The 21,492-nt window shown below is 59.6% G+C and carries 24 protein-coding genes; 12 read left to right on the top strand and 12 right to left on the bottom strand.

The features are described from left to right. The first annotated feature begins 102 nt into the window (after positions 1-102). From ACSYTG_RS08680 to ACSYTG_RS08655, 6 genes are all read left to right on the top strand, one after another. Positions 103-2,421 carry an adenylate/guanylate cyclase domain-containing protein gene (locus ACSYTG_RS08680; protein ID WP_095348994.1) on the top strand — a complete coding sequence of 773 codons (2,319 nt, stop codon included), beginning with the start codon at positions 103-105 and terminating at the stop codon, positions 2,419-2,421. Beyond that, on the top strand, positions 2,418-3,317 hold the full coding sequence (locus ACSYTG_RS08675; protein WP_095348993.1) for an MlaE family ABC transporter permease: 900 nt from the start codon (positions 2,418-2,420) through the stop codon (positions 3,315-3,317). Before ACSYTG_RS08680 ends, ACSYTG_RS08675 begins: the two co-directional genes overlap by 4 nt. Position 3,318: 1 nt before the next feature. After that, positions 3,319-4,020, top strand: a complete 702-nt coding sequence (locus ACSYTG_RS08670) for an ABC transporter ATP-binding protein (RefSeq protein ID WP_086645346.1) — start codon at positions 3,319-3,321, stop codon at positions 4,018-4,020. Next, positions 4,020-4,970 (top strand): MlaD family protein, encoded by a 951-nt coding sequence (locus ACSYTG_RS08665; protein WP_165925055.1) that lies wholly within the window; start codon positions 4,020-4,022, stop codon positions 4,968-4,970. Before ACSYTG_RS08670 ends, ACSYTG_RS08665 begins: the two co-directional genes overlap by 1 nt. Further along, on the top strand, positions 4,967-5,902 hold the full coding sequence (locus ACSYTG_RS08660; RefSeq protein ID WP_253527265.1) for a tetratricopeptide repeat protein: 936 nt from the start codon (positions 4,967-4,969) through the stop codon (positions 5,900-5,902). Before ACSYTG_RS08665 ends, ACSYTG_RS08660 begins: the two co-directional genes overlap by 4 nt. 387 nt (positions 5,903-6,289) lie before the next feature. Next, positions 6,290-7,300: an ion channel gene (locus tag ACSYTG_RS08655; RefSeq protein WP_086645349.1), complete on the top strand. Its 1,011-nt coding sequence runs from the start codon at positions 6,290-6,292 to the stop codon at positions 7,298-7,300. A gap of 233 nt (positions 7,301-7,533) precedes the next feature. Here the strand turns inward: ACSYTG_RS08655 and ACSYTG_RS08650 are convergent, their stop codons facing one another. Further along, complete coding sequence (locus ACSYTG_RS08650; protein ID WP_086645350.1) at positions 7,534-9,717, bottom strand: FUSC family protein; 2,184 nt, start codon at positions 9,715-9,717, stop codon at positions 7,534-7,536. Positions 9,718-9,958: 241 nt separating this feature from the next. Between ACSYTG_RS08650 and ACSYTG_RS08645 the strand changes: the two genes are divergently transcribed. Together ACSYTG_RS08645 and ACSYTG_RS08640 are read left to right on the top strand one after the other, a co-directional pair. Beyond that, complete coding sequence (locus tag ACSYTG_RS08645) at positions 9,959-10,330, top strand: YidB family protein (protein WP_086645397.1); 372 nt, start codon at positions 9,959-9,961, stop codon at positions 10,328-10,330. A gap of 76 nt (positions 10,331-10,406) precedes the next feature. After that, positions 10,407-10,937, top strand: coding sequence for a hypothetical protein (locus ACSYTG_RS08640; RefSeq protein WP_086645351.1), 531 nt, complete (start codon positions 10,407-10,409; stop codon positions 10,935-10,937). Between the two features lie 28 nt (positions 10,938-10,965). On the opposite strand, the gene ccmI is transcribed toward ACSYTG_RS08640, so the two are convergent. Genes ccmI through ACSYTG_RS08605 form a run of 7 tightly spaced genes read right to left on the bottom strand, consistent with a single transcriptional unit; the run spans position 10,966 to position 16,227 of the window. Then, on the bottom strand, positions 10,966-11,697 hold the full coding sequence (ccmI, locus tag ACSYTG_RS08635) for a c-type cytochrome biogenesis protein CcmI (RefSeq protein ID WP_489782912.1): 732 nt from the start codon (positions 11,695-11,697) through the stop codon (positions 10,966-10,968). A 4-nt stretch (positions 11,698-11,701) separates the two neighbouring features. Beyond that, positions 11,702-12,175: a cytochrome c-type biogenesis protein gene (locus tag ACSYTG_RS08630; protein WP_489782911.1), complete on the bottom strand. Its 474-nt coding sequence runs from the start codon at positions 12,173-12,175 to the stop codon at positions 11,702-11,704. After that, positions 12,172-12,747 carry a DsbE family thiol:disulfide interchange protein gene (locus tag ACSYTG_RS08625; RefSeq protein WP_489782910.1) on the bottom strand — a complete coding sequence of 192 codons (576 nt, stop codon included), beginning with the start codon at positions 12,745-12,747 and terminating at the stop codon, positions 12,172-12,174. The genes ACSYTG_RS08630 and ACSYTG_RS08625 overlap by 4 nt, the downstream gene beginning before the upstream one ends. Continuing rightward, positions 12,744-14,729: a heme lyase CcmF/NrfE family subunit gene (locus ACSYTG_RS08620; RefSeq protein ID WP_086645355.1), complete on the bottom strand. Its 1,986-nt coding sequence runs from the start codon at positions 14,727-14,729 to the stop codon at positions 12,744-12,746. The genes ACSYTG_RS08625 and ACSYTG_RS08620 overlap by 4 nt, the downstream gene beginning before the upstream one ends. A gap of 39 nt (positions 14,730-14,768) precedes the next feature. Then, on the bottom strand, positions 14,769-15,299 hold the full coding sequence (ccmE, locus tag ACSYTG_RS08615; protein ID WP_095348988.1) for a cytochrome c maturation protein CcmE: 531 nt from the start codon (positions 15,297-15,299) through the stop codon (positions 14,769-14,771). Then, entirely contained in the window at positions 15,296-15,457 is a 162-nt protein-coding gene (locus ACSYTG_RS08610) for a heme exporter protein CcmD (RefSeq protein WP_143221875.1), read from the bottom strand. The genes ccmE and ACSYTG_RS08610 overlap by 4 nt, the downstream gene beginning before the upstream one ends. Next, positions 15,454-16,227 (bottom strand): heme ABC transporter permease, encoded by a 774-nt coding sequence (locus ACSYTG_RS08605; protein WP_489782909.1) that lies wholly within the window; start codon positions 16,225-16,227, stop codon positions 15,454-15,456. The genes ACSYTG_RS08610 and ACSYTG_RS08605 overlap by 4 nt, the downstream gene beginning before the upstream one ends. Before the next feature lie 179 nt (positions 16,228-16,406). Between ACSYTG_RS08605 and ACSYTG_RS08600 the strand changes: the two genes are divergently transcribed. Next, entirely contained in the window at positions 16,407-16,700 is a 294-nt protein-coding gene (locus ACSYTG_RS08600) for a YciI family protein (protein ID WP_086645358.1), read from the top strand. 1 nt (position 16,701) lies between these two features. After that, complete coding sequence (locus tag ACSYTG_RS08595; RefSeq protein ID WP_086645359.1) at positions 16,702-17,121, top strand: EVE domain-containing protein; 420 nt, start codon at positions 16,702-16,704, stop codon at positions 17,119-17,121. 91 nt (positions 17,122-17,212) lie between these two features. On the opposite strand, the gene ACSYTG_RS08590 is transcribed toward ACSYTG_RS08595, so the two are convergent. Beyond that, complete coding sequence (locus ACSYTG_RS08590; protein WP_086645360.1) at positions 17,213-17,548, bottom strand: protein tyrosine phosphatase family protein; 336 nt, start codon at positions 17,546-17,548, stop codon at positions 17,213-17,215. Positions 17,549-17,656: 108 nt separating this feature from the next. Further along, positions 17,657-18,355 (bottom strand): hypothetical protein, encoded by a 699-nt coding sequence (locus ACSYTG_RS08585; protein WP_489782908.1) that lies wholly within the window; start codon positions 18,353-18,355, stop codon positions 17,657-17,659. 247 nt (positions 18,356-18,602) lie between these two features. Between ACSYTG_RS08585 and ACSYTG_RS08580 the strand changes: the two genes are divergently transcribed. Beyond that, positions 18,603-19,427, top strand: a complete 825-nt coding sequence (locus ACSYTG_RS08580) for an EcsC family protein (protein WP_095349167.1) — start codon at positions 18,603-18,605, stop codon at positions 19,425-19,427. Positions 19,428-19,495: 68 nt separating this feature from the next. Here the strand turns inward: ACSYTG_RS08580 and ACSYTG_RS08575 are convergent, their stop codons facing one another. Together ACSYTG_RS08575 and ACSYTG_RS08570 are read right to left on the bottom strand one after the other, a co-directional pair. Next, positions 19,496-19,666 carry a hypothetical protein gene (locus ACSYTG_RS08575; RefSeq protein WP_158093022.1) on the bottom strand — a complete coding sequence of 57 codons (171 nt, stop codon included), beginning with the start codon at positions 19,664-19,666 and terminating at the stop codon, positions 19,496-19,498. Positions 19,667-19,694: 28 nt separating this feature from the next. Next, positions 19,695-20,681, bottom strand: coding sequence for a 2-hydroxyacid dehydrogenase (locus ACSYTG_RS08570; protein WP_489782970.1), 987 nt, complete (start codon positions 20,679-20,681; stop codon positions 19,695-19,697). 167 nt (positions 20,682-20,848) lie between these two features. On the opposite strand from ACSYTG_RS08570, the gene aat reads away from it, so the two are divergent. Then, a complete protein-coding gene (aat, locus tag ACSYTG_RS08565) occupies positions 20,849-21,490 on the top strand; it encodes a leucyl/phenylalanyl-tRNA--protein transferase (protein ID WP_086645400.1) in 642 nt (213 codons plus the stop codon). Positions 21,491-21,492: the final 2 nt, after the last annotated feature.

Below are 21,492 nucleotides of genomic sequence, written 5' to 3'. Positions count from 1 at the left end.
TGTATGGAGAGCCCACCTTTGCCATTGTGCGGTCGGCCTTGCCGGACGCTACGGTGGTAGGGGCATGAATGTTCATGACCAACAGGCAGTGGAATTTGGTGCGTGTCTTCTGAAGAGATCATAGACCCGACAGTTCAGCACAATGCATCCGTTCGGCGGGTGCTGCTGCACATGGTCCTCCCCTTTGTGCTGATCATCATGACCGTTGGGGCCATTGCGTGGGTGGGCATCAGTTCATACCGCACCACACGCGAGGGTGTCTCTGTTCTCACGCGTGAGCTTATGGAGGCAACCCAGCACTATATCGGGCAGGAAGTGGGGGACTATATTGCGCCTTCTGCAGCCGGAAACCTGATTGCCGCAGGCATGATCGAACATGCCCCGCCTTTGGTGTCGGACAAGGTCTTTTATTCCTACGGCAGCGTCATGCTGCAAAAAATTCCGCAGTTGCAGTCTTTTTATCTGGCCGATGATCAGGGTAATTTTACGCTGATCACCCGCTCCCCCGACAAGGACGTGCTGGACCATGTCCGCCTTGTTACGCAGCCGGGTGGCGCAAAAGTTCTGCATCATGTTCTTTTCAATACCGCGGGGCAGCAGGTCCGGCAGTATGATGCCCCCGCCGGTGATTACGACCCGCGCGTGCGCCCGTGGTACAAAAACACGGCTGGCAAAGACACCATCCAGTGGACACAGCCTTACCTGTTCCCGACCGATAAACAGTTTGTCATGACCAGTTCGCTCCGCTTCCGGCGTGATGACGGGCATGAAATGGTGTTTGCCACCAATATCTCGCTTAATGAGCTGAGCGCGTTTTTGGATAAAATCAAAATCGGCAAGTCCGGCAGCGCCATGATTGTGGATGGTGAAGGACGGGTGATTGCAGGGCGTAACCTTACCCAGCACGCGGAAGCCGCAGGCTGGGACCCGGACAAAATGGTGCTGGACCCCAAAATCTACCCGGTTTTTGCCTTGGGGTACGACCATTACCGGGTGCGTGGCTTTGGCCCCAAGCATGTGGAGTGGGATAGCAAGACCTATATTACCATGGCCTCCGCTCTGCCGCGTTACTCGCAGGGCTGGATTTTGCTGATTGCCGCCCCTGAAAACGATTTTGGCAGCTTTGCGCACCAGAGCAGCCGGCAGAGCCTTCAGTTTGCGGGGATTGTTACGGTGTTTTCGCTCCTTCTGGGGGCACTTTACATCCGCCAGTTGCGCCGGACGGAAGCAGGCAACCGCAGGCTTGCGGTCCAGCAGTCCCAGGTCGCGCAGGAAAGTGGTGCCTTGCAGCAGGTGGCTGTAGCGCCGCACCTGTTTGACCCTGCGGCTGATGCGCTGGTGCTTACGGAACAGCTCGCGCAGGTTACGGGTGCGCGCCGTGCCAGCCTGTGGCGCTTCCTGCACGATGGTGCCGCCATGGTGTGTGATGATACCTATGACCGGACCCAGAACACCCATTCCGGCGGGTTTGAAATGGGGCGGGAAGAACTGGGCAAGTTCTTTGATGCCATAGAGGAAGGGTCTTCCTTCTCCGTCAGCAACGCCGCAACGGATGAACGTACGACACGGTTTGAACGGCTGGTCATGCGTGAGGTCAGTACGCGCGCACTTGCTGTGTACCCTGTGCATGGCCCCCATGGCACGCTGGGTATGCTTGCGCTGGAAGACCCGGTCATGCTGCCGCATCTGCTCTATTTTGTAGAGCTCATGGCCAGCATTGCGGGTACACGCTTTGCCGCGCAGGATGCGCTGGAAGCCCAGCAGAAACCCGTGGCAGACAGCAAAACCTCTGCTCCTGTGGCGGTTACTGGCACGCCTATGTCCGATAATCTGCTGATGCGGGCAGATGAAATGGCGGACGTAACAGGTGCGAGTATTTACCCCTCTGTTGCCGTGCTCGTTGTCAGCTTTTCCGACCCCGTAGTGGAAGGGAACAAGGAAACCGCAGCCCTGATCGCCCTGATCAACCAGTTGGCCACACAGGTCCAGAGCGTTGCGCAGGAAGAGCACCTGTTTGCGGTGGAAGTGGCCGGGCACCGCATGATCTGTATGGCAGGCTGCACAACAGAGCCGGACCCCACAGCACTGGTGCGTCTGGCCAATGCCGCCCTTAAAATGCGTGAAACATTTATGGGCGCGCTGGCTGCGGCCGATCTGGAACCCGTGTTTACCATGGGTATGGATTTTGGCCCCGCATTTGGTGGCGCCGTGGGGCAGTTGCCAACGGTGTTCAACCTGTGGGGGCAGACAGTCTCCCTTGCCGAGCTGATGGCCGAAAGCGCGATAGACCCCGGTACCATTCAGGTTACGGAGCGCGTTTATACCAACCTGCGTGACCGCTACCTGTTCCGCAGCCGAGGCTCCTTCTTTGTGCCGCATCTGGGTCTTGGCCGTGCCTATACACTGGCAGCCCGCCGATGAGTGAGACCGACCAGCAGGCTCCCCAGCCGCTCCCGCCACCTACCGATACAACGCGCGACCCCGTGCTTGCCGGGCAGACAGGGCAGGGCAGGCTGTTTGCCCCTGTTCAGTGGGGGCTTGGCAAGCTGGCATGGATCGGGCGGCTTACGCGCAGGCAGGCGCGTTTTCTGCTTATTATGCTGGGCGCATCCTGGGGAGTGATCTTCGAGAGCTTTCGCGCGCATTCATGGCGGCGGACAGTCCGCTACGAATTTATCAGCACCATGAACAACATTATCCGTGGTGGGCTTGTTGCCACCATGTTTGCCGGGGTGCTGACCGGGCTTGCCGCTGTGTCGCAGGTTATTTACTGGCTGGGGCTGACCGGGCTTGCCACCATGACCGGCTCAATCCTGATCAATATTGTCGTGCGCGAAATAGCGCCCATTCTGGTGGGTGTGCTCCTGCTGGGGCGTAACGGTATGCTCTCCACCACGGAACTGGGGCTGTTGAGCATCGGGGGGGAAATCCGCTCCATGCAGGCTGTGGGCATAGACCCCTTTTTGCTGCTGGTGCTGCCGCGTACACTGGCTTTTACCGTGGCCGGGTTTACGCTGGGTATCCTGTTCTCGTTCGCATCCCTTGTGACGGGGTATGTGATGAGCCGCATGTCCGGGGTGATCAACAACCCCGTCTGGGCTTTTCTGGATGATGTGGCAACAGCCATGTCCGGCACGGATTACGTTATTATTCCGCTCAAGTTCATTACTGTCGGGTTTGTGGTGGGGCTGGGCGGCTGCCTGACCGGGCTGACCGCCACAAACGAGGATTCACTGCGCACCCTGCTGCCCCGCGGCTTTTCCCGCGGGATGCTGATTGTGATGGTGGTGAGCGTTCTGTTCAGTCTGGATCTGTAAGATGGATGTGTACGCTTCCGGCCCCCTGCTTGAACTGAACAAGGCCGTTCCATCGTTTGATGAGAGCGGGCTGCCGCCGGTTCCGTTCAGCATGAAGCTGATGCCCGGAGACTGCATGGTGGTGGAAGCGCGCGACATAGGGCACGCCACCATGTTTGCGGACCTGTGCTGTGGGCTTGTGCCGCTGGATGATGGGTTTGTGCGGTTTATGGGGCTGGACTGGGCCGATCTGGGCGACCGGGAACTCAACGCCCTGCGCGGGCGTATCGGGCGGGTGACACACCGGGCAAGCTGGCCCGAATTTGTGCCGGTGCATCTGGCAATTGTGTTGCAGCAGTTGCACCACACAACCCGCCCGATTGATGATCTGGTGCATGATGCTGCCCGGCTGGCGGAAAGTTTTGGCCTGCCCGGTCTGCCAACACAGAACCCCAGTTTTTTACCCGAGGATGACCTTTTGCGCGCAAGCTGCGTGCGGGCGTTTTTGGGAAGGCCCCATTTGTTACTGCTGGAAGACCCGCTTGAGAGCGGTCCGGCAGAATTGAGCAATTCTTTTCTGGCTGCAATAACCGAGGCGCGCGACAGGGGTGCCGGGGTTATCTGGCTGGTAAGGAATAACGCAGTCTGGCAGGAATATCGGCAGGGTATTACGGCAACCTGGCGGCTTGCAGATGATGGTCTTGTAGCAGTACGGATGGGATAATGTTCCAACTCCGCTTACGACAGAAAGTAAAACCCCTCATTTCCCTGCGTTATGCAGATGAATGGGTCGGGTTTCTTGTGCTTCTGAGCATACTCATTTTTGGGGGCGCGGTTATCGAGGCAGGTGTGCTGCGTGACTGGCTGACCCCACCCGCACGGCTGCGCGTTGTGCTGCCCGCTTCTGGTGTGGGCGGTTTGACCGTTGGCGGGGACGTACAGCTTATGGGGGCGCATGCGGGCACCATCCGCAGCATCAAGCTCAATCCATCTGGTAACATGTATGCCATGGTTGACCTTGACCCACAGGCCAAGCCTTTTGTCCGGCGGGACAGCACAGCCCTTATCCGCAAGCAGCTTATTGTAACGGGGGCTTCCTATCTGGACCTCAGCCGCGGGCATGGGGACCCGATGGACTGGAGCTATGCCGTTATTTCGGCCACCCCGGCACCCAACCCCGCAGACCAGATTACCGCGACCCTGAACAGTATTCAGGCTGAAATCATGCCCGCGCTGGCCAGTGCCAGACATATGATGGCCCAGCTGGACGGCACCATTACCGACATGCACGCGGGCAAGGGCACAATCGGGCAGTTGATGACCAATGACCAGCTTATCCGCCAGTCTGAAGCCACTATTGCCTCTTTGGATGCTGTGATCGAACGGCTCAAGCCGATTGAAAAACAGGTTTCGGGGATCATGAGCAAAACAGATGCCACCATGGGCAACCTCAAATCCGCCACCAAGGATGTAAAGGACGCAACGCCGCACCTGCCAGCCATTGCCAGTAATGTGGAAGCCAGTACGGCAGACCTGCCTGCCATGCTGGCACAGGCCCAGACCACACTTTACGGCCTGCAGCAGTTGACCGACCAGTTGCGCGGGATGTGGCTGCTGGGCGGGCATAAGGTGACGCACCATAAACGTCTGGCACCCCAGCAGGTGCGGCCATGAGACGCCTTGCACACATGCTGGTGCTAACAGCCCCGCTGCTGGTGGCCGGGTGCGGGGCCAGCCAGAGCAAACCCACCGCGCAGGATGATGCCGCGTGGGATCAGGCCATGATGGCCGGCCGGGATTCCTTTGAACTGGGGCGCTACACGGTGGCCGTATCCCAGTACCGCAAGGCCGCCAACCTTGCCATTGTGCGTGATGATGGAACAGCCGTGGCTGAGGCCGGATACGACCTCGCAGTATCACAACTGGCCGCCAACACGCCGGATGACGCGCTGAAGACAACACAGGCCACACGTCAGGCAGTGCAGTTACGCGGTGCGCAGGATATGTCCTCGCTCGATCTGGTTGAGGCGGCAAGCCATTACCGGCTTGGCCATTACGCGCAGGCTATTCCTCTGGCGCAGCAGGCCATGCGCTCCGCCGATACGGGTGTTGCCGCACGGGCAGCCCTTGTGCTGGGCCTAGCAGCCGATGCACAGGGCGACCAAAGCGCTCTTCAGGCCGCCGGGGCTTATTTGAGCGGGCTTAAGCAGCCGCTCTCCGTCGCACAGCAGGCTGACCGGGCCGAGATTCAGGCCCGCGTGCTCCGTCACTCCAACCCCGCATTGGCCGAACAGCAGGCCGAGGAAGCAGCAAACCTGCGTCAGGGTGAGGCCGCATACCACGACATGGCGCGGGCACTTGCCCTTGCCGCGCGGATTGCTGCCAGTCAGGGAGATCAGGCCAAGGCGCATGCCTTGTGGGCACGGGCCGCGCAGAGTGCAGCCGCACAATCTGGCAGCCTGAACCGGATGGATGCGCAAACGCTGGTCCATGGTAGCCTGACCAAAGGCAATGCCACGCCACCAGCGGATGATGCTCGGGCATGGGCACGCAGCGCGGGTGATATTGTGCTCAGACCCTTTGCGGAAACTGAGAGCGCACCCTAACCAGCTAGTTTTGGTGCATGGCTTTACTGGTCTGCCAGAAAGCCATGCACTCTGTGCTGCCATTGGCATAAGCTGCATTGCCCGCAAGGCATGAGTGGGTGGGTGCTCCTACGCCCTATTCCTTACGGTATCGCGCACTTGGTGCTGTATCCCTTGCAGCAGGGAATACAGGCGCTGTGTAAGGCAAGGTATCAAGTTATGGTGTGTTATACACAGAACTTGAGAGGTGTTTTTGTTCCATTTGCTTGAAAAAGCATGACACCTAAAAAATAATCGCAAGTTAAGCAGGTCTTCCATGCATAATCCATGGAGCACAGACCCTGCCTTGCTGTGTAACACCGCAAACAAGCGCAAGCCCGTCTGCCCGGCTGTGCGCGCGGAGCGGTGATGATGAAAAGACTTTTCCACCATTATAGAAAACGCAGCCGTCAAGTGGAGGCAGAGCGCCACACCAAGCTGGAAAATGTTGCCCCCAGACCCAGCGGTAAGGAAGGGGGACGTTTTCATTTAAGTACCAAGGAGGCGGTCAGGCGCTTTCGCGCCCATGCGCTGGTTGAGGAAAAAAGCCACCGCGATGTTGTGCGCGTAGGGTTGAAGGACAGCGTATGGAGTGACCTTTACCACCATGCACTTACGGCAAGCTGGCCCGCTTTTGCTGCCATTGCCGTTGTATCCTACGTTGTGCTCAACCTTGTTTTTGCGTTGCTGTACATGGTGGCCCCGAACCAGATTACGGGGCTCTCGCACGGTACGTTGTTGTCCCTGTTCTTTTTTAGTGTGCAAACACTCTCGACCGTGGGGTATGGGACCATGAGCCCGATCGGGGCTTATGCCAATGCCATTGTCTCGATCGAGGTGTTTGTCGGCATGATGCTGACAGCCCTTGCAACGGGCGTGGTTTTTGCCCGTTTTGCCCGCCCCCGTGCCAGACTGATGTTCAGCAACATAGCCGTCATTAGTAACGAAGGAGGAATACCCGCCCTGTGCATCCGCATTGCCAATTTGCGGATGAGCGTGATTTTATCGGTTGATATTGAAGTGGCTTTGTCCCGTCTGGTCATGAGCGATAATGGGCATCTGGTCCGCAAGTTTGACCAGCTTCTGCTTATGCAATCCCATGTGCCGGTGCTGCGCTTTGCCTTTGTCATGGCGCACGTCATTACGCCAGATAGCCCCTTGCATGGTAAAACGGTTGCTGAACTTGAAGGCGAGGAAGCCGAGATTATTGTCACAGTGACCGGTACGGACGAGGCTCTGGGCCAGACCGTGTTTGCAAGAACCGCATACAGGTTTGACCGGGTGCAGCATAACCATCGCTTTGTGGATATTGTGCTCTCCCGCCCCGATGGGCGCATTACGGTGGATTACACCCGCTTCCATGATGTTGAAGCCCATTAAGCAGGTTATTGTGGCGTATCTGCCATTTGGTGCCGCATTACTCTGAACCGGATGTTTTGTGCAAAGGGGCATGCAAGTGCCCCTTCACTCTGGGCCTGATCATGGGGGTGGCAGGTGTTTGGCGTGCCAAAGCTGCGCATCCGCCCCGCCATACTCATATATGGAATACGGTGCCTTTTATGGGTAAGCAGTCCTGCGTGGGGTGCTGCCTGAGATCACCCCAGTTTTAAGCTTCAAACAGCACGGTAAGGGCGCGTGGCATCCAGGAACACGGCATTGGCATCCAGCTCGTGGGAAACCACGATCAGGTAGGCAATCGCGCGGGTGAGCTCAATACGGGTGGAAATGTTGGGCTCGGCGGCTTCCATCCGGCGTAATGCAGTGGTCGCTACACGGGCGGCATGGGCTGTGTGGCCATATTTGCCTGTAAAATGGCTCATCCGCTTCATGACAATTTCTATGGCCCGGCGCGCTGCGGGGGGGATCTGGTTGCGGTGCAGCAGCGCACGCAGGCGGATAATGTTCAACCCTATGGTCATGGCAGCCAGTGTGCCCTGCAGGCAGCCCTCAATAGTGGGGGAAGGTGTAGGGCCAGCATGGCGGATCAGGCGGGCAAAGCGGTCAATATTGCGGCCAATCCAGTCCCGCGTCATGGGGGTGGGCTCGGCCGAAGCCAGTGTGCGCAGGTCCCGCAGTAGGGTCCGGCGCATGCGCCAGCGTTCGGCTGCACTGTTAAAGGGCAGCACGGCGCGGAAAATAAGAACCGCAAAAAATACGCCTAGCAGAATGGCCCATGTGGAATTGAACCATGTGACCTCATCCACCCGGCCCTGATTGAGCGGGTGCACAAAGTTGGGGAGCAAAAGGGTATAGGCGGCAGAGTGCAGGGCCGTGCTGGCGTTGCGTGCGGCCAGCCCGCCGGCAAACATGGGCACGGCCAGCGTGGCGACCAGCATTTCGTAATTGGATTGTGTGGGCAGGACAAAAAAGACCAGAAAAAACGCAACAAGAGCAGCCCATATGCCACCGATCATAAACTGGGTGGTGGCAACAACCGGGTTTTCCCGCGTGGCAAACAGCCCGCACACAATGGCAACAAATGTAATAAAGCCAAGGCCCGTGGGCCATGCCGTGCATTCCCACACCAGCCCGGCGGCACTCAGGGCCACGGCAGCACGCACGCCGTTATAGGCGGCTTCGCGCTTGTCCACATGGGACTGAAGGCGGAAGTGGAAGTGGTCACCACGAATAAAGTGCTGGCTGGCATCGTATTCCCGAATGGCCTGTTCCAGTTCACCCAGCAGTTCGTCCATGGCGTTGTGCAGAATCCGCCCGTCCAGCAGGGCGGAAATCTGGTCGTGTTCGTCTTCCAGCGTAAAGGCGGACCCGATTTCGTGCGTCAGGGCATCCACAATCTGCTGGTGGCATTCGGCACGGAGTAGTTGCAGGTCGCGCAGAATGCCACGTACCCCGGTTTCCGTGTTCAGGCGGTTAGGCAGGCTGCTCAGAAAAGTGCTGACGTTGGAGGCCGTCTCGCGGAATATGGGCTGGTCGGTCTGGACGTATTGCAGGCGCACGGTCATGCCCAACCCGCGTGAGAGCAGGACCGAAACCGCAGCAAGGGCTGCGCGGGCGTGGTCCCCTTCATGCCCATGGGGGCCCATCTCGGCTTCAGAAAATTCAATCTGGTCGTTAATGGACAGGATGGGGCCAAACATGGCGCGTGAGCGGATAAGCGCTTCATCATCCCCGGCCAGCAGGCTGGCTACGGCCTCGGATACGTTGCTCAGGGCCGTGCGGAGCTTGTCGCGGATGTTGCGGCGGGCGGTTTCGGCCAGATTATGGGCAAAAAGGCCTGCAACGGTGCTTTCACACACAATGCCCAGCACAATATAGGTCGCGCGGGACATGGCGGTCATGAACACGTTTTCGGGGTGGGGGATTGCCCCTATGGCAATAATGGCCGTTGTGTAGCCCGCGAGCACCAGCGCGTAGGAGCGGAAGTTGCGCACAAGGGTTGCCAGCCCGCAGCATAGCCCCAACCAGATGGACAATGCGGGAAAAAACAGCCACGCGGTCTGGTTGAAGGCCGAAATAAGGGTGATGGACATGACCACCCCAATGCCTGTGCCCACCAGACGCCAGCGTGCCTTGGAAAGGCTCTCCCCGCGTGAGCCCTGTGCTACGATCCATACGGTCATGGCGGCCCATTGCGGGTCGTCCAGTTCCATCCATAGGGCAATGACCAGCGCTATCAGGGCGGCCGCGGTTGTGCGCAGGGCAAACCCTATTGCGGATGGTGTGGGGGCAAGCAGCCAGCTTAGGGGCAGTTTGCTCTGCACACCCGGCGGCCCTAACGGGCGGAAGGCCCGCAGGCGACCGATCCTGTCAAGCAGGGGAAAAGAAAGACTGGGCACAATGGCTACTTTGTTGCAACAGAGGAAGCTGGGGAATCTGGTTGTAACCGTAGCTGGTTTTCCCGTTTTTTCCTTGTGGGTTCAGACGCATATCAGCTATCGCTTCTCAAACGGGGAAAGTCGGTCTGGAACCGGTTTTGTCTTATAAGTATTGCATGGATCTGTTATTCGTTCCATGACCAAATAGTGCCTTGCCTGCCGACAGGCCGCCCTGGTGGCGTATATGGGAAAGATGGTGGATATGTCTGATTTTTTTCAGAGCATTGTAGGTAAGGTCGAGAGCGTTCTGGGCGGAGATGTCCAGACACTTGTCAAGCAGCAGCTCCAGTCCCTGGCACAGCCGCAGACAATCCAGACCCTGCTGGACCGCGCCGATCAGGCCGGGCTGGGCGACAAGGTGCGCTCATGGATCAGCCAGAGCGGCAATGTGCCCGCCACGCCGGATGAAATCCGCTCCATTCTGGGGAGTGATGCGGTGCATGCGCTGGTGGAAAAAACCGGCCTGCCAGCCGATGCCGTGGTCACTGCACTGGTGCATTTTCTGCCCGACGCCGTGGACAAGCATACGCCCGATGGCGTGCTGCCCACCCCCGACACAACAAAAAGCGCCTGAGTTACAAGCTGGGCAGTGAGTGCGTGATGCACGGCATTTTCGTGCATCACGGCACATAATCCGTTATGATGCAGCCATGACACTGGGTGAACGTATAATACGGATGGATAGCTGGCTGCTGGACCGGGTCTGCCAGCCCATGGCAGACAGGCTGCCAGAACGCTTTTCGGCCTTTGATGCCGGCATGAGCTGCCAGTTTGGCTCTTTGCTGCTGTCTGCCGTTTCCATTATTGCTGTGTTTGTGCTGACCGGCATGCACGATTTTGGCAACATGATCTTCAATGTGCTGGTCTGGTGCCTGTGCGTCAGCTTTTTTTTCGGGCTTGGCCGTGTGCGCGTGCTGGTCAAACCGGGAAAACCCAACCCGCTGCGGCATATGCTTGTCAGCATACGGATTGTTTCTATCCCGTTCGCCCTGTACGTTGTGTATCAGGCACTGACCTCCCCGCCCACATTCGGGACGGCGGTCTGGTTCAACGCCTTTTCAAACATCGTGTTTGTCGTGGGGTTGTATCTTATTTCGTGCCAGCCACGCCCACCGCAGGTGCGCACAACGGAAGATGTCTGGGGCCGGGGCTTTGCACCACGGCCCGGCGGTGGGTTCTAGGTTCTAGCCAGAAATAACGGCGGGCAGATCAGGGGTTTTCCTGATCATGCTCGCCCTGTGCAATGCGGCCCTGTACTGCGGGGCGCCACGGTGCATCCTGCGGTGCAGCGTCCAGTGCCTTGCGGAACAGCGCCAGTGCCTGCGCAGTAACGTGGTGCTCGGCCCTTGTCATGGCTTCTGCCGTGCGGGCAGCCAGCTCAGGGTCAAAGCCCAGCGCCAGAGCATGGTTCCATGCTTCCGCCGCCTGCGCGTAATGGTCACCCGATGCCTGCAACTGGCCGAGCAGCAGGTAGCCCTGCCGCCTGTTGGGGTCATCCGCAGGCAGGCTGGCCATGGCTTGCTGAAGCTGGGCGATGAGCGCATCGGCCTTGCGGTTCTGCATATGCTGGGCCACCAGCCTTGGGCCAAGGGGCTGGGCTGGCAGGTAAGGTGTGCCGTTGGTCAGGTATAAGGCAATGGCCAGAGCAGGCACCGCCGCAAGGCCAAACCAGCCCAGCATGGCCGAATTGTTTGCCCGTGCTGTGGAGGGTGCTGCATCGGCTGAAAGAATACGGCGCTGGATTTCCAGTATGGCTACGTCGTGTTCGGTTGGGGCGATCAGGCCAATGGCAAGGTCGCGGTCCAGTTCTGCTAACTGGGCTTCGTGCAGGGCCAGTGCGGTGCTGCGTTCATCCCGAATAACGCGGGTGCGCTTCCACAGTGTTACAATAGCCGGGGCAAGGGCAAGCAGGCTGAGCAGCCCGATGGAAAGCCAGATCATGCTTTCAGTCCTTTGTCAGTCTGGCCAGACGGGCCTTTTCATCTTCGGTCAGGGGCGGCGGCGGTGGCGCTGCGGCCCTGCGGCGGTAGAACAGAAAAGCCGTACCAATCCCCATAAGCAGAGCCAGCACCGGCATGGCCCAGAGCAGGAGCGTTCCCGGCGAAAACGCAGGTTTCAGGCGGATGAAGTTGCCATAACGGCTCACCATCCAGTCCATGACCTGCTGGTTGTTCTCGCCCTTGGCAACGTGCTCGCGCACAACGCGGCGCAGGTCACGCGCCAGACCGGCGCTGCTGTCTTCTATTGATTCGTTCTGGCACACCAGGCAGCGCAGTTGTGCACCAATGGCCTGAGCGCGGGCCTCCTGCTGCGGGTTGGGTAGCATTTCGGACGGGTCATCCACCGCCAGTACCAGCACCGGTGTTGCCATAAGGAGCAGGCCTGCCACAAGGGCGGTCAGTTTGCGGCGTATGGTCATGGTGTTTGCAGCCTTTGCACCAGTGGCAACAGGACCTTGTTAATGGTCTCATCCGTAAGGGGGGCTGCTGTGTGCCAGCGGATAATCCCCCCCGGCCCTACCAGAAAAGTCTCTGGCACGCCGGAAATACCCCATTCAATCCCGGCCCGGCCGGTATGGTCATCCCCCAGACGGGTAAAAGGGTTGCCGGAATGGTGCAAAAAGCTGGCGGCGTTGTCGGGCTTGTCCTTGTAGGCAATGCCCCACATGGTCAGTTTGTCTTTGAGGGTCATAAGGGTTGGCATTTCCGCAAGGCAGGGAATGCACCATGACGCAAAAAAATTGACCAGCACCGGCTTGGTAAGCTGTTGCAGATCCTGCGTTGTAAACCCTTCTGCCGGGGGGAGCGGGGCCAGCGTAAAGTCTGGCACTGGCCGGTCCAGCACGGGGGCGTTGATGTCATGCGGGTTGAAGGAGCCGCGCTGCATGCCATCCAGCATTTTCCAGAAGGCAACACCGGCAACACCGGCACCGGCCAGCGGCAGGGCCATAAGCAGGCGGCGGCGGGTCAGGTTATCCGAAGGTGTGGTCATGCTACGCTCGTGCTTGCAGGGGTGGATTTGGCCCGCTGTGGCGCGCCTACGCGCATACGCCGGTCAGAAAGGGAGAGTGCTCCCCCAAACGCCATGATCAGCGCACCCAGCCACATCCATGGTGCCAGCGGGTTGTAGTGCAGACGCAGCACATAGGTCGGGCTGCTGTCCGGGCCATGCCTGTCGCCCAGAACGCCGTACAGGTCCGCCAGCATGTTGGTGTGGATGGCAACATCCGTTGTGGTCTGGTTCTGGCTGTTAAAGCTGCGCTTGGATGGGTGCATGACCGTAACCAGCCTGCCATTGCGGCGGACTTCCAGCGTGGCGACCATGGCCGTGTAGTTGGGGCCGGGTTCCTGCTCCACGGCCTTGAGTGTCCAGTCATACCCGGCCAGCTGTTCGGTGGTGCCAATAGGCACTTCCACAATCTTGTGCTGTGCCTGAGACATGGCGGCAAGGCCCAGCACGGTAATGCCTACGCCAGCATGGGCAATGGCCGTGCCAATAATGGCGCGGGGCAGCATGCGTGCCCGCTGGAGGGATGTGGCAACAGGCACACGGAACAGTTTTGTGCGCTCTGCCAGATCGGTCACACTGGCTGCAATAACCCACAATGCCGCAGCAGCGCACAGAATGGCCAGCACGCCAGACAGTTCAAACACGGCAACCGCGCAGGCCAGTGCCGCCACAATGGCGGCAAGCCACAGCTTTTGCAGTACAGGCCAGAGCTGTGCGCGCTTCCACGGCAGCATGGGGCCAAAGCCCATGAAAATGAACAGGGGCAGCGCCAGCGGAATGGTCGTTGCATCAAAAAACGGTTTGCCAACCGAAATGGTGCGGTCAAACAACAGGGACATGAAGGGGGGATACATGGTCCCCGTCAGCACCACCGCGCACAGGGAGCACAGCAGAATGTTGTTGAGCACCAGTGCCCCCTCGCGGGAGATGGGGGCAAACAGCCCGCCTGCGGTCAGGGTTGGGGCGCGGTAGGCGAACAGGGCAAGCGAGCCACCAATAACAACGCCCAACAGGCCCAGAATAAACACCCCGCGAGCCGGGTCGTTTGCAAAGGCATGCACGGAGTTGAGAATGCCCGAACGCACCAGAAAGGTGCCCGACAGCGAGAATGAGAAAGTGGCAATGGCCAGCAGTACGGTCCAGATTTTAAGGGCTTCGCGCTTTTCCACCACAATGGCGGAATGGATCAGCGCGGTGCCCGTCAGCCACGGAATGAGCGAGGCGTTTTCCACCGGGTCCCAGAACCAGTAGCCGCCCCAGCCCAGCACGTAATAGGACCACCAGGACCCCATGGCGATGCCGCAGGTCAAAAAGCACCATGCGGCCACGGCCCACGGTCGTACCCATCGGCCCCATGCTGCATCAACCCGGCCTTCAATCAGCGCGGCAATGGCAAAGGCAAAAGGTACGGCAAAGCCTACGTAACCCGTGTACAAAATGGGGGGATGGAAGGCCAGACCGGGGTCCTGTAGCAGGGGGTTCATGCCTTGGCCGTCCATGGGAGCGGGCCAGATGCGGGCAAACGGGTCTGATGTGGTCAGGCAGAACAGTTCAAACCCCGTGGCCACAAGGCCCAGCACGGCAATAACGCGCGCACGCAGGGCGGAGGGCAGGTTGCGCCCAAAGGCCGCCACCGCGGCCCCACACAGGCCCAGAATAAGCGCCCAGAGCAGAATGGAGCCTTCGTGGTTCCCCCATACGCCGGTTATTTTGTAGAGCAGAGGTTTGGAAACCGCGCTGTTTTCCGCAATGTTCTGGACCGAAAAATCGTCCGTAACCGCCGCGTAAATCAGGCTGAGGAAGGAGACGCCAAGGGCGATCATCTGCCCGATGGCAAGGCCGGGAGCCAGCGCCATAAGCCGCGCATCGCGCCGGGATGCGCCAATAAGGGGAATAATACCCTGCACGGCAGCCAGCACACAGGCTAGCGCAAGGGCGTAATGTCCAAGTTCGGGGCTTAACATATCTGGGGGGAGGCTCCCGTCTTCTTTAAGTCAGGCTGTTCAGTTTGCCGCGGCGGGGGCGGAAAGGCTCTTGCTTGCGTCCTGCACGGTCATGTTGTTCCAGCTTGCAGCACTGGGGGGCGGGCCAAAGCGTGGGTCCCATTTGCCGGATTTTTTAAGGGCTTCAGCCACTTCCTTGGGCATGTAGGTCTCATCATGCTTGGCCAGAACCTCGCTCGCCACAAATCCGTGTGGCGGCTTGACCGTGCCAATGGCAACCACGCTTTGCCCCTCACGGAACAGGTCGGGCAAAATCCCTTCATACTGCACGGTCACGGCGGCCTGGCCATCGGTTACGGCAAAGGTGGCAACGGGGGTTTCACCGTGTTTTTCACGCTTGACCGAGCCTGCAACAACCATGCCACCCAGCTTGACCGTGCGATCCGCTGGCGGGGGTGAGGCTTCGACCTGCGAGGGGGTGACAAAGAAAACAATGTCGGAAGAAAAAGCCCGCAGGATCAGGGCGGCCGCGGTGCCAAGGCAGGCAACACAGGCAAGGACAAGCCAGAGGCGACGGGTCTTGCGGGTCATGGAGTAAGGGGTGTTCCTGCGTTGCGGTTATGGGTCTGCTCCAGTGCTGCCAGTCTGGCCCGGTCGCGTTTAAGCCGGAGTGCCGCACCAAGGGAGAGAACAAGCGCCATAATGGCGGCCAGCCCGTAGCTGGCCACAATGTAGGGGAGGTGGGTCATGCTGCTCCTCCACCCCGACGGGGGGAGGACAGCAGGGCACGAATGCGGCTTTCCATCACGGCGGCACGGGTGCGGGCCACCACAATGGCCGCAAAGCCCAGCGAGAACCCGATGGTGGAAAGAGCAAGCGGCCACAGCATGGAGGATGACATGGTGGGTGCACCGGTCAAGGTAATGCTGTCGGGCTGGTGCAGGGTGTTCCACCATTGCACGCTGAACTTGATAATCGGCAGGTCCACAGCCCCGGCCAGCGCCAGAATGGCGGCAGCACGGTAGCCGCGCTGCGGGTCATCAAACGCGCGGATCAGGGCGATATGCCCGAGGTAGAGAAAAAACAGGACCAGCACGGAGGTCAGGCGCGCATCCCACACCCACCATGTGCCCCACATGGGTTTGCCCCAGATGGAGCCAGTGGCCAGGCACAGGGCGGTAATGCATGCCCCAACGGGGCCAATTTCCACCGCAGCCAGATCTGCCAGCGGGTGGCGCCACACGAGCGAGAGCAGGCCGCAGAGCGCAAGCCCGGCATACCCGCCCGAGGCCAGCATGGCTGCGGGCACATGCACGTACATGATGCGCACGGAATCCCCCTGCTGCCAGTCGGCGGGGGAGTAGAACAACCCCCACCCAAGGCCCGCAAGGGTAAAGACAATAGCCGGCCAGGTCAGCCATGGCTGGAGGCGTGCGCCCAGCTTGAGAAACCGGCCGGGGTTGGCGTAACGGTGGAAAAAACTGCCAGTACGCGCGACAAGGGTCGGTGAGGCGCTCAAAAGTTGGTCCGCTCCGTCTGTCTGGTTTATGGGCGAGGGGGATACCCTTGCCCGTGGGGGGCAATATGCCTCAAAGTGGGACTGCTGCCGTCTCCTTTATATCATTATAAGCGTTCTGACACGATGCAGTTCTTCATGGGCGACCATGCCCGTAAGACACAACAGAAGGAAAATGAGCCATGTTGTTTGCCATTATCTGTACGGATCGCCCCGGCTCGCTGGACCTGCGCATGGCCACCCGCGCCCAGCATCTGGCTTTTCTGGAGCTTAACAAGGCAGCCATCCAGTTTGGTGGCCCACAGCTTGATTCAGACGGCAAACCCTGCGGTAGCCTGATCCTGCTTGAAGCCGAAGACCGTGCCAGCGCAGAAGGCTTTGCCGCCGCCGACCCCTACGCCAAGGTGGACCTGTTTGAGAGCGTAATCGTGCGCCCGCTGCGTACGGTTTTCCGCGATGGGCAACTGGCGGAATAACATGGCATTCTGGCTGGTAAAGAGCGAGCCTGACGCGTTCAGCTGGGACGAGCAGGTTGCAAATCATGTAGAGCCATGGACCGGAGTTCGGAATCATCAGGCCAAAAAGAACCTTGCCGCCATGCAGGTGGGGGACAGGGCCTTTTTTTATCATTCCAACGTGCAACGCGCGATTGTGGGGGTGGTGGAAGTGGTGCGTGCCGCCTACCCGGACCCCACGGCCGAAAGCGGAGCCTGGGTGTGTGTGGATGTTCAGGCGGTAGGCCCCATGCCAGAGCCGGTCACGCTTGCGCGGATCAAGGCCGAGCCGGGGCTGGAGGAGCTGGCGCTGGTTCGTCAGTCCCGCCTGTCTGTCTGCCCGGTTTCGGCAGAGCACTGGCAGGTTCTGTGCCAGATGGGAGGGTGGCAGGAACCGGGCTGAAACGGGTCTGTTTTCACCGCTATCAAATTATTGTGACAAAGGCCGCCCAACCGGGCGGCCTTTGTTATTTTGTGCGCAGTGGCAGCAGGGGTTAGCCCTGTGTGGCCTGCATCCAAGCCTGTGCAGCGCGGTTGCCCGAGCGACAGTAAGCAAAATACGGCCCCGGCAGCGTGTTCAGCACTTCCTGCGTTTCAATCACCACGTCAGAGGTGGGGGGCACGCCCGCAGCCATGGGGATGGCAATAAAGGTCAGCCCCGCCGCGCGTACGGCCTCGCCAATGGTTTCAGCCGTGGGCTGGCCTGCTTCTTCACCATCGGGGCGGTTGCAGATAACGGTTTTGAACCCGGCATCCTTGATTGCGGGAATATCGCTGGGGGTAATCTGGCCTGCTACGGCAAAGTCGGGGGCGATGGACTGGTACTTCATGGGGTCTGTTATCCTGTAAGCTAGGGGCCTGCTCCGTGCAGGATGAGGTTTTTGGGCCTCAATGCAAGGGCTGTGCCGGCATGGTGGGTATGGCGTGGGCCGCAAGGCCTAGCGGTGAATGAAATACATGTCCGAATACAGGTTTTTCAGGGCTGCATGGTCTGCAAGGCAGTGGCGGATCAGCAGGGCGCGCAGGCCCACGGCTGCCTGCTGCATGGCAGGGTCGTTGCTGTTGACCTGCAGGGCAGGGTAGTGCGTCATGCAGGCCTTGAGCGTGGGGTTGTTCATATCCACACCGCTACTGATCTTGGCCTTGAGTTCGTCATAATACTTCGAAACTTCGGTATCGGAGTTCCATTTGACCAGCGAAGTATCCACTTTGCCGTTGTGCATGAAGTAGGCCACGGTCATGAACCCGGTTTCGGGCGCATGGTCGCCAGCCTGTACAGTCATGCGGCAGGCCCGCTGGGAATAGGGTGGAAAGCTTACATCCGGGACTGCGGTCGAGGCCGTAACCTTGAGGTGAGGCAGGCTGCCCACTGGTGGGGCAGAGGCATCCTGCATGTCTGCATCTCCACCCATGTGGGCTTTCTGCCATGCTTGTGCCAGAAGTGGGTAGTAACGGATGGACTGGCACAGGCTTGGGTCCGTGCGGGCATCTGCCAGAGCCATATCGTATGTTTTCTGTTCCGGTGTGGCGCATGCGGCCAGAGCCAGCACGGAAGCAGCACACCCCAGACGGCCCAGAAGACGGGCAGGACGGGAGGCGCTGGCACGGGAATGGAAAAGACGGAAAAGACCAGCCATGAGGAAAGCTCCTTAAAAGCGGCGCGGCGTTAAGCCAGATTCTTCATGCGTTGTGTAAGGGCTTAAAGCCACGCTTACAACGCTGTTTGCGTGGGCACAGGGGGCACGTTGTAACAGGTCATCTGTTTTTCATGCGATCAGCCTGTTATGATTGGCCACAATAAAGAGCATACGGCGCTCTGGCAGCGCCGATTGTCGCATTTGCTGTAAATGAGGCAGGTAGCAGACAGGAAAGGCACGTACGAGCATGAAGGAAACAGCAGGCAACGCCCTGACTCCGCTAGCCCTGAGCGGCCGCGACCTGGGCGAGTTGGAAACAGCCCTGATCGCGGTTGAATCCGGGCGTGGCGTTCTGGTGCGTCTGGCGGACCTTATGGGGGGTGCTGTTGGCCATGCCGCGCGTCTGGGCATGCGTGGTCTGGGTATGGCCCCAAACATGGAACAGAAACTGCGCGGGCTGGCCGAAACCGCCATTACCCGTGCATTTGACGTAGCCGTACTGGGCATGAAAGGCCCGGCAGACACCGCGATGGAAGACTCGCGCTGGCGTACATCCAGCCTTCAGGCGGCTGTGGCTGTATCGGGGGCTGTTGGTGGTTTTGCCGGGCTGGCTGGTCTGGCGCCCGATATCGGGTTTACGACCCTGACAATCATGCGTGAAATTGCCCGTATTGCCCGCGAGGAAGGCGAAGACATGAGCGACCCGGATGCCCGGCGCGCCTGTCTGGAGGTGTTCGCGCTCAAGGCCTTTCCCAATCGGCGGAACGGGGAAGAGAGCGAACTGGGTTATTTTTCCGCCCGCGCAGTGCTGCGTGGCCGCCCGGTTGTGATGCTGATTGCCGAAGTGGCCTCGCATTACGGCTTAGCGCTTGGGCAAAAAATTTCTGTCCAGCTTATGCCTGTGGCCGGGGCGCTGTGTGGTGCATCGCTGAATACAGCGTTTTTTAACCATTACCGGGCCCTTGCCCGTGCGCACTTTACCATCCGCAGGCTGGAGCGCGAGCACGGCCCCGTGGTGCGGGATACCGCCCTTGCCCTGCGTGACAACCTTGAAGGGCGCGAAAAGCTCTAACCCTGTGCCCAGAGCACTGGCAGTCACAAAAGCAGGGCCGCAATATGCGGTCCTGCTTTTTTATGGGGCTATTTTTTAGCCGGTACCCGCTGTTCGGAGTCTTCTATAAAGGTCGCGATTACAGCCATGGCCAGAAAGCTGATCCCCAGAACCTGTAACGTGCCCTGATAATGAAAAGCCGGGTACCAGAGCGCGGCACAAATACCCATAGCAAGAACGCAGAAGAGTCGCATGGTCATGGGGCTGTTTCTCCTTATCCCTGCCGTTTTATGCGCTCACGCCGGAAGGCAGAGGCTTGCCTTCCACCATGGCGCGGACATTATCAAGTGCAAGCATGCCCATGGCGGTCCGGGTTTCTACCGTAGCACTGCCGACATGGGGGGTCATGAACAGGTTGGGCAGGGCCAGCAGGGCCGGGTTCGGGTTGGGTTCATTCTGGAACACATCCAGCCCGGCAGCAAAAAGCTGGCCGGACCGCAAGGCGGCAATCAGTGCATCTTCATCAATCAGGGAGCCACGGGCAGCATTGACCAGCACACTCCCGCGCGGCAGCAGCCCAAGTGTGCGCGCGTTTATCAGTGGGGGGGCTGTTGTGGAGCCGGGCATGTGCAGGCTTAGAATGTCGCAGTGGGGTAGCATGTCCTCAAGTGTTTCAAAGTAGGTTGCCCCTGCTTCCTCCGCTGCGTCCAGCCGCCGCCGGTTGTGGTAGAGGATGGACATGTCGAACCCGCGGGCGCGCTTGGCAACGGCCTGCCCAATGCGGCCCATGCCCACAATGCCCAGCCGCTTGCCCGTAACGCGGTGGCCCAGCATTTCCCCCATACCCAGTGCGTGGCCCCATCCGGCTTTCATGAGTGTGTAATACTCCGCAGCCCTGCGGCTGGCGGCCAGAATGAGCATGATCGCCAGATCGGCGTTGCAGTCGGTCAGCACATCGGGGGTGTTGGAGACGGCAATATTGCGTGCCAGCAAAGCGGGAACATCCAGATGGTCCAGCCCGACACTGACTGTTGCCACAAGTTTAACGCTTTCTGGCAGAGCCGCGACATCCGCTCCTTTAAGGGGGGCTGTATGTGTCACCAGCACGGCGAAGGGCTGGTAGGCGTGGGCCAGTTCCAGCAGCTCGGCGGTGCTGAGCGCATGCTCGGGTGCGGGTGGGGCGTCAAACTCGGAGTGGATACGCTCTTCCACTGCGTCCAGCAGGCGGGTGGAGCGGATCAGGCGCGGGGGGTGAGAGGTCACAAAAATCTCCATAGTGCAGCATGGTGGGCCGGGCAGGGATGTGTTTATTCTGGTGGGCACGCTAGCATAATGCTGCGGGTGCATTATACCGCAAGCCACCCTATGCCTGATAACGAGTGCGGGAAAAGCCGGTTGCCCGGATGGGGGCGGTGGTGGAAAAACATGGGAGCATATCCGGCATGTCTGATGGTCTGACCCCTGAACTGATGCTGGGGGCCTACGCAGTTGGGCTGTTCCCCATGGCAGAGGGGGAGGATGACCCGACCTTAAGCTGGTATGACCCGGACCCGCGCGGCATTTTGCCGCTGGAGGGTTTTCATGTTCCCCGGCGTTTGCGCCGTACGGTTCTGTCCGGCCGTTTTGAGGTCAGCGTGGATCGGGATTTTCCCGCCGTCATGCGCGGGTGTGCGGCCCCTGCCGCGGGGCGGGAAAGCACATGGATCAACAGCCGCATTTACCAGTTGTTCTGTGCGCTTCACACCATGGGCTTTGGCCATAGTGTGGAATGCCGCATGGAAGGGGAACTGGTGGGTGGGCTGTATGGGGTTGCACTGGGAGGCGTGTTTTTTGGCGAGAGCATGTTCAGCCGGGTTACGGATGCCTCCAAGGTTGCTCTTGTCCATCTGGTTGCCCGTATGCGCCTGAACGGTTTTATTCTGCTGGATACACAGTTCGGCACGGAGCATCTGGCCCGTTTTGGTGGGGTGGAAATCCCTGCGGCAGAGTACAAAGAGCAGCTTGAGCGTGCCGTATGCATGCAGCCCTGCTGGTCCGATACGCTGGCACCCGATATGCTGGAAGCCGAAATACGCAGCATGTAACG

This window comes from Acetobacter sp. ESL1128 (genome assembly GCF_058505085.1).
The sequence above is the reverse complement of the archived record's forward strand: the minus strand, read 5'-3'. Positions and strand labels throughout refer to the sequence as shown.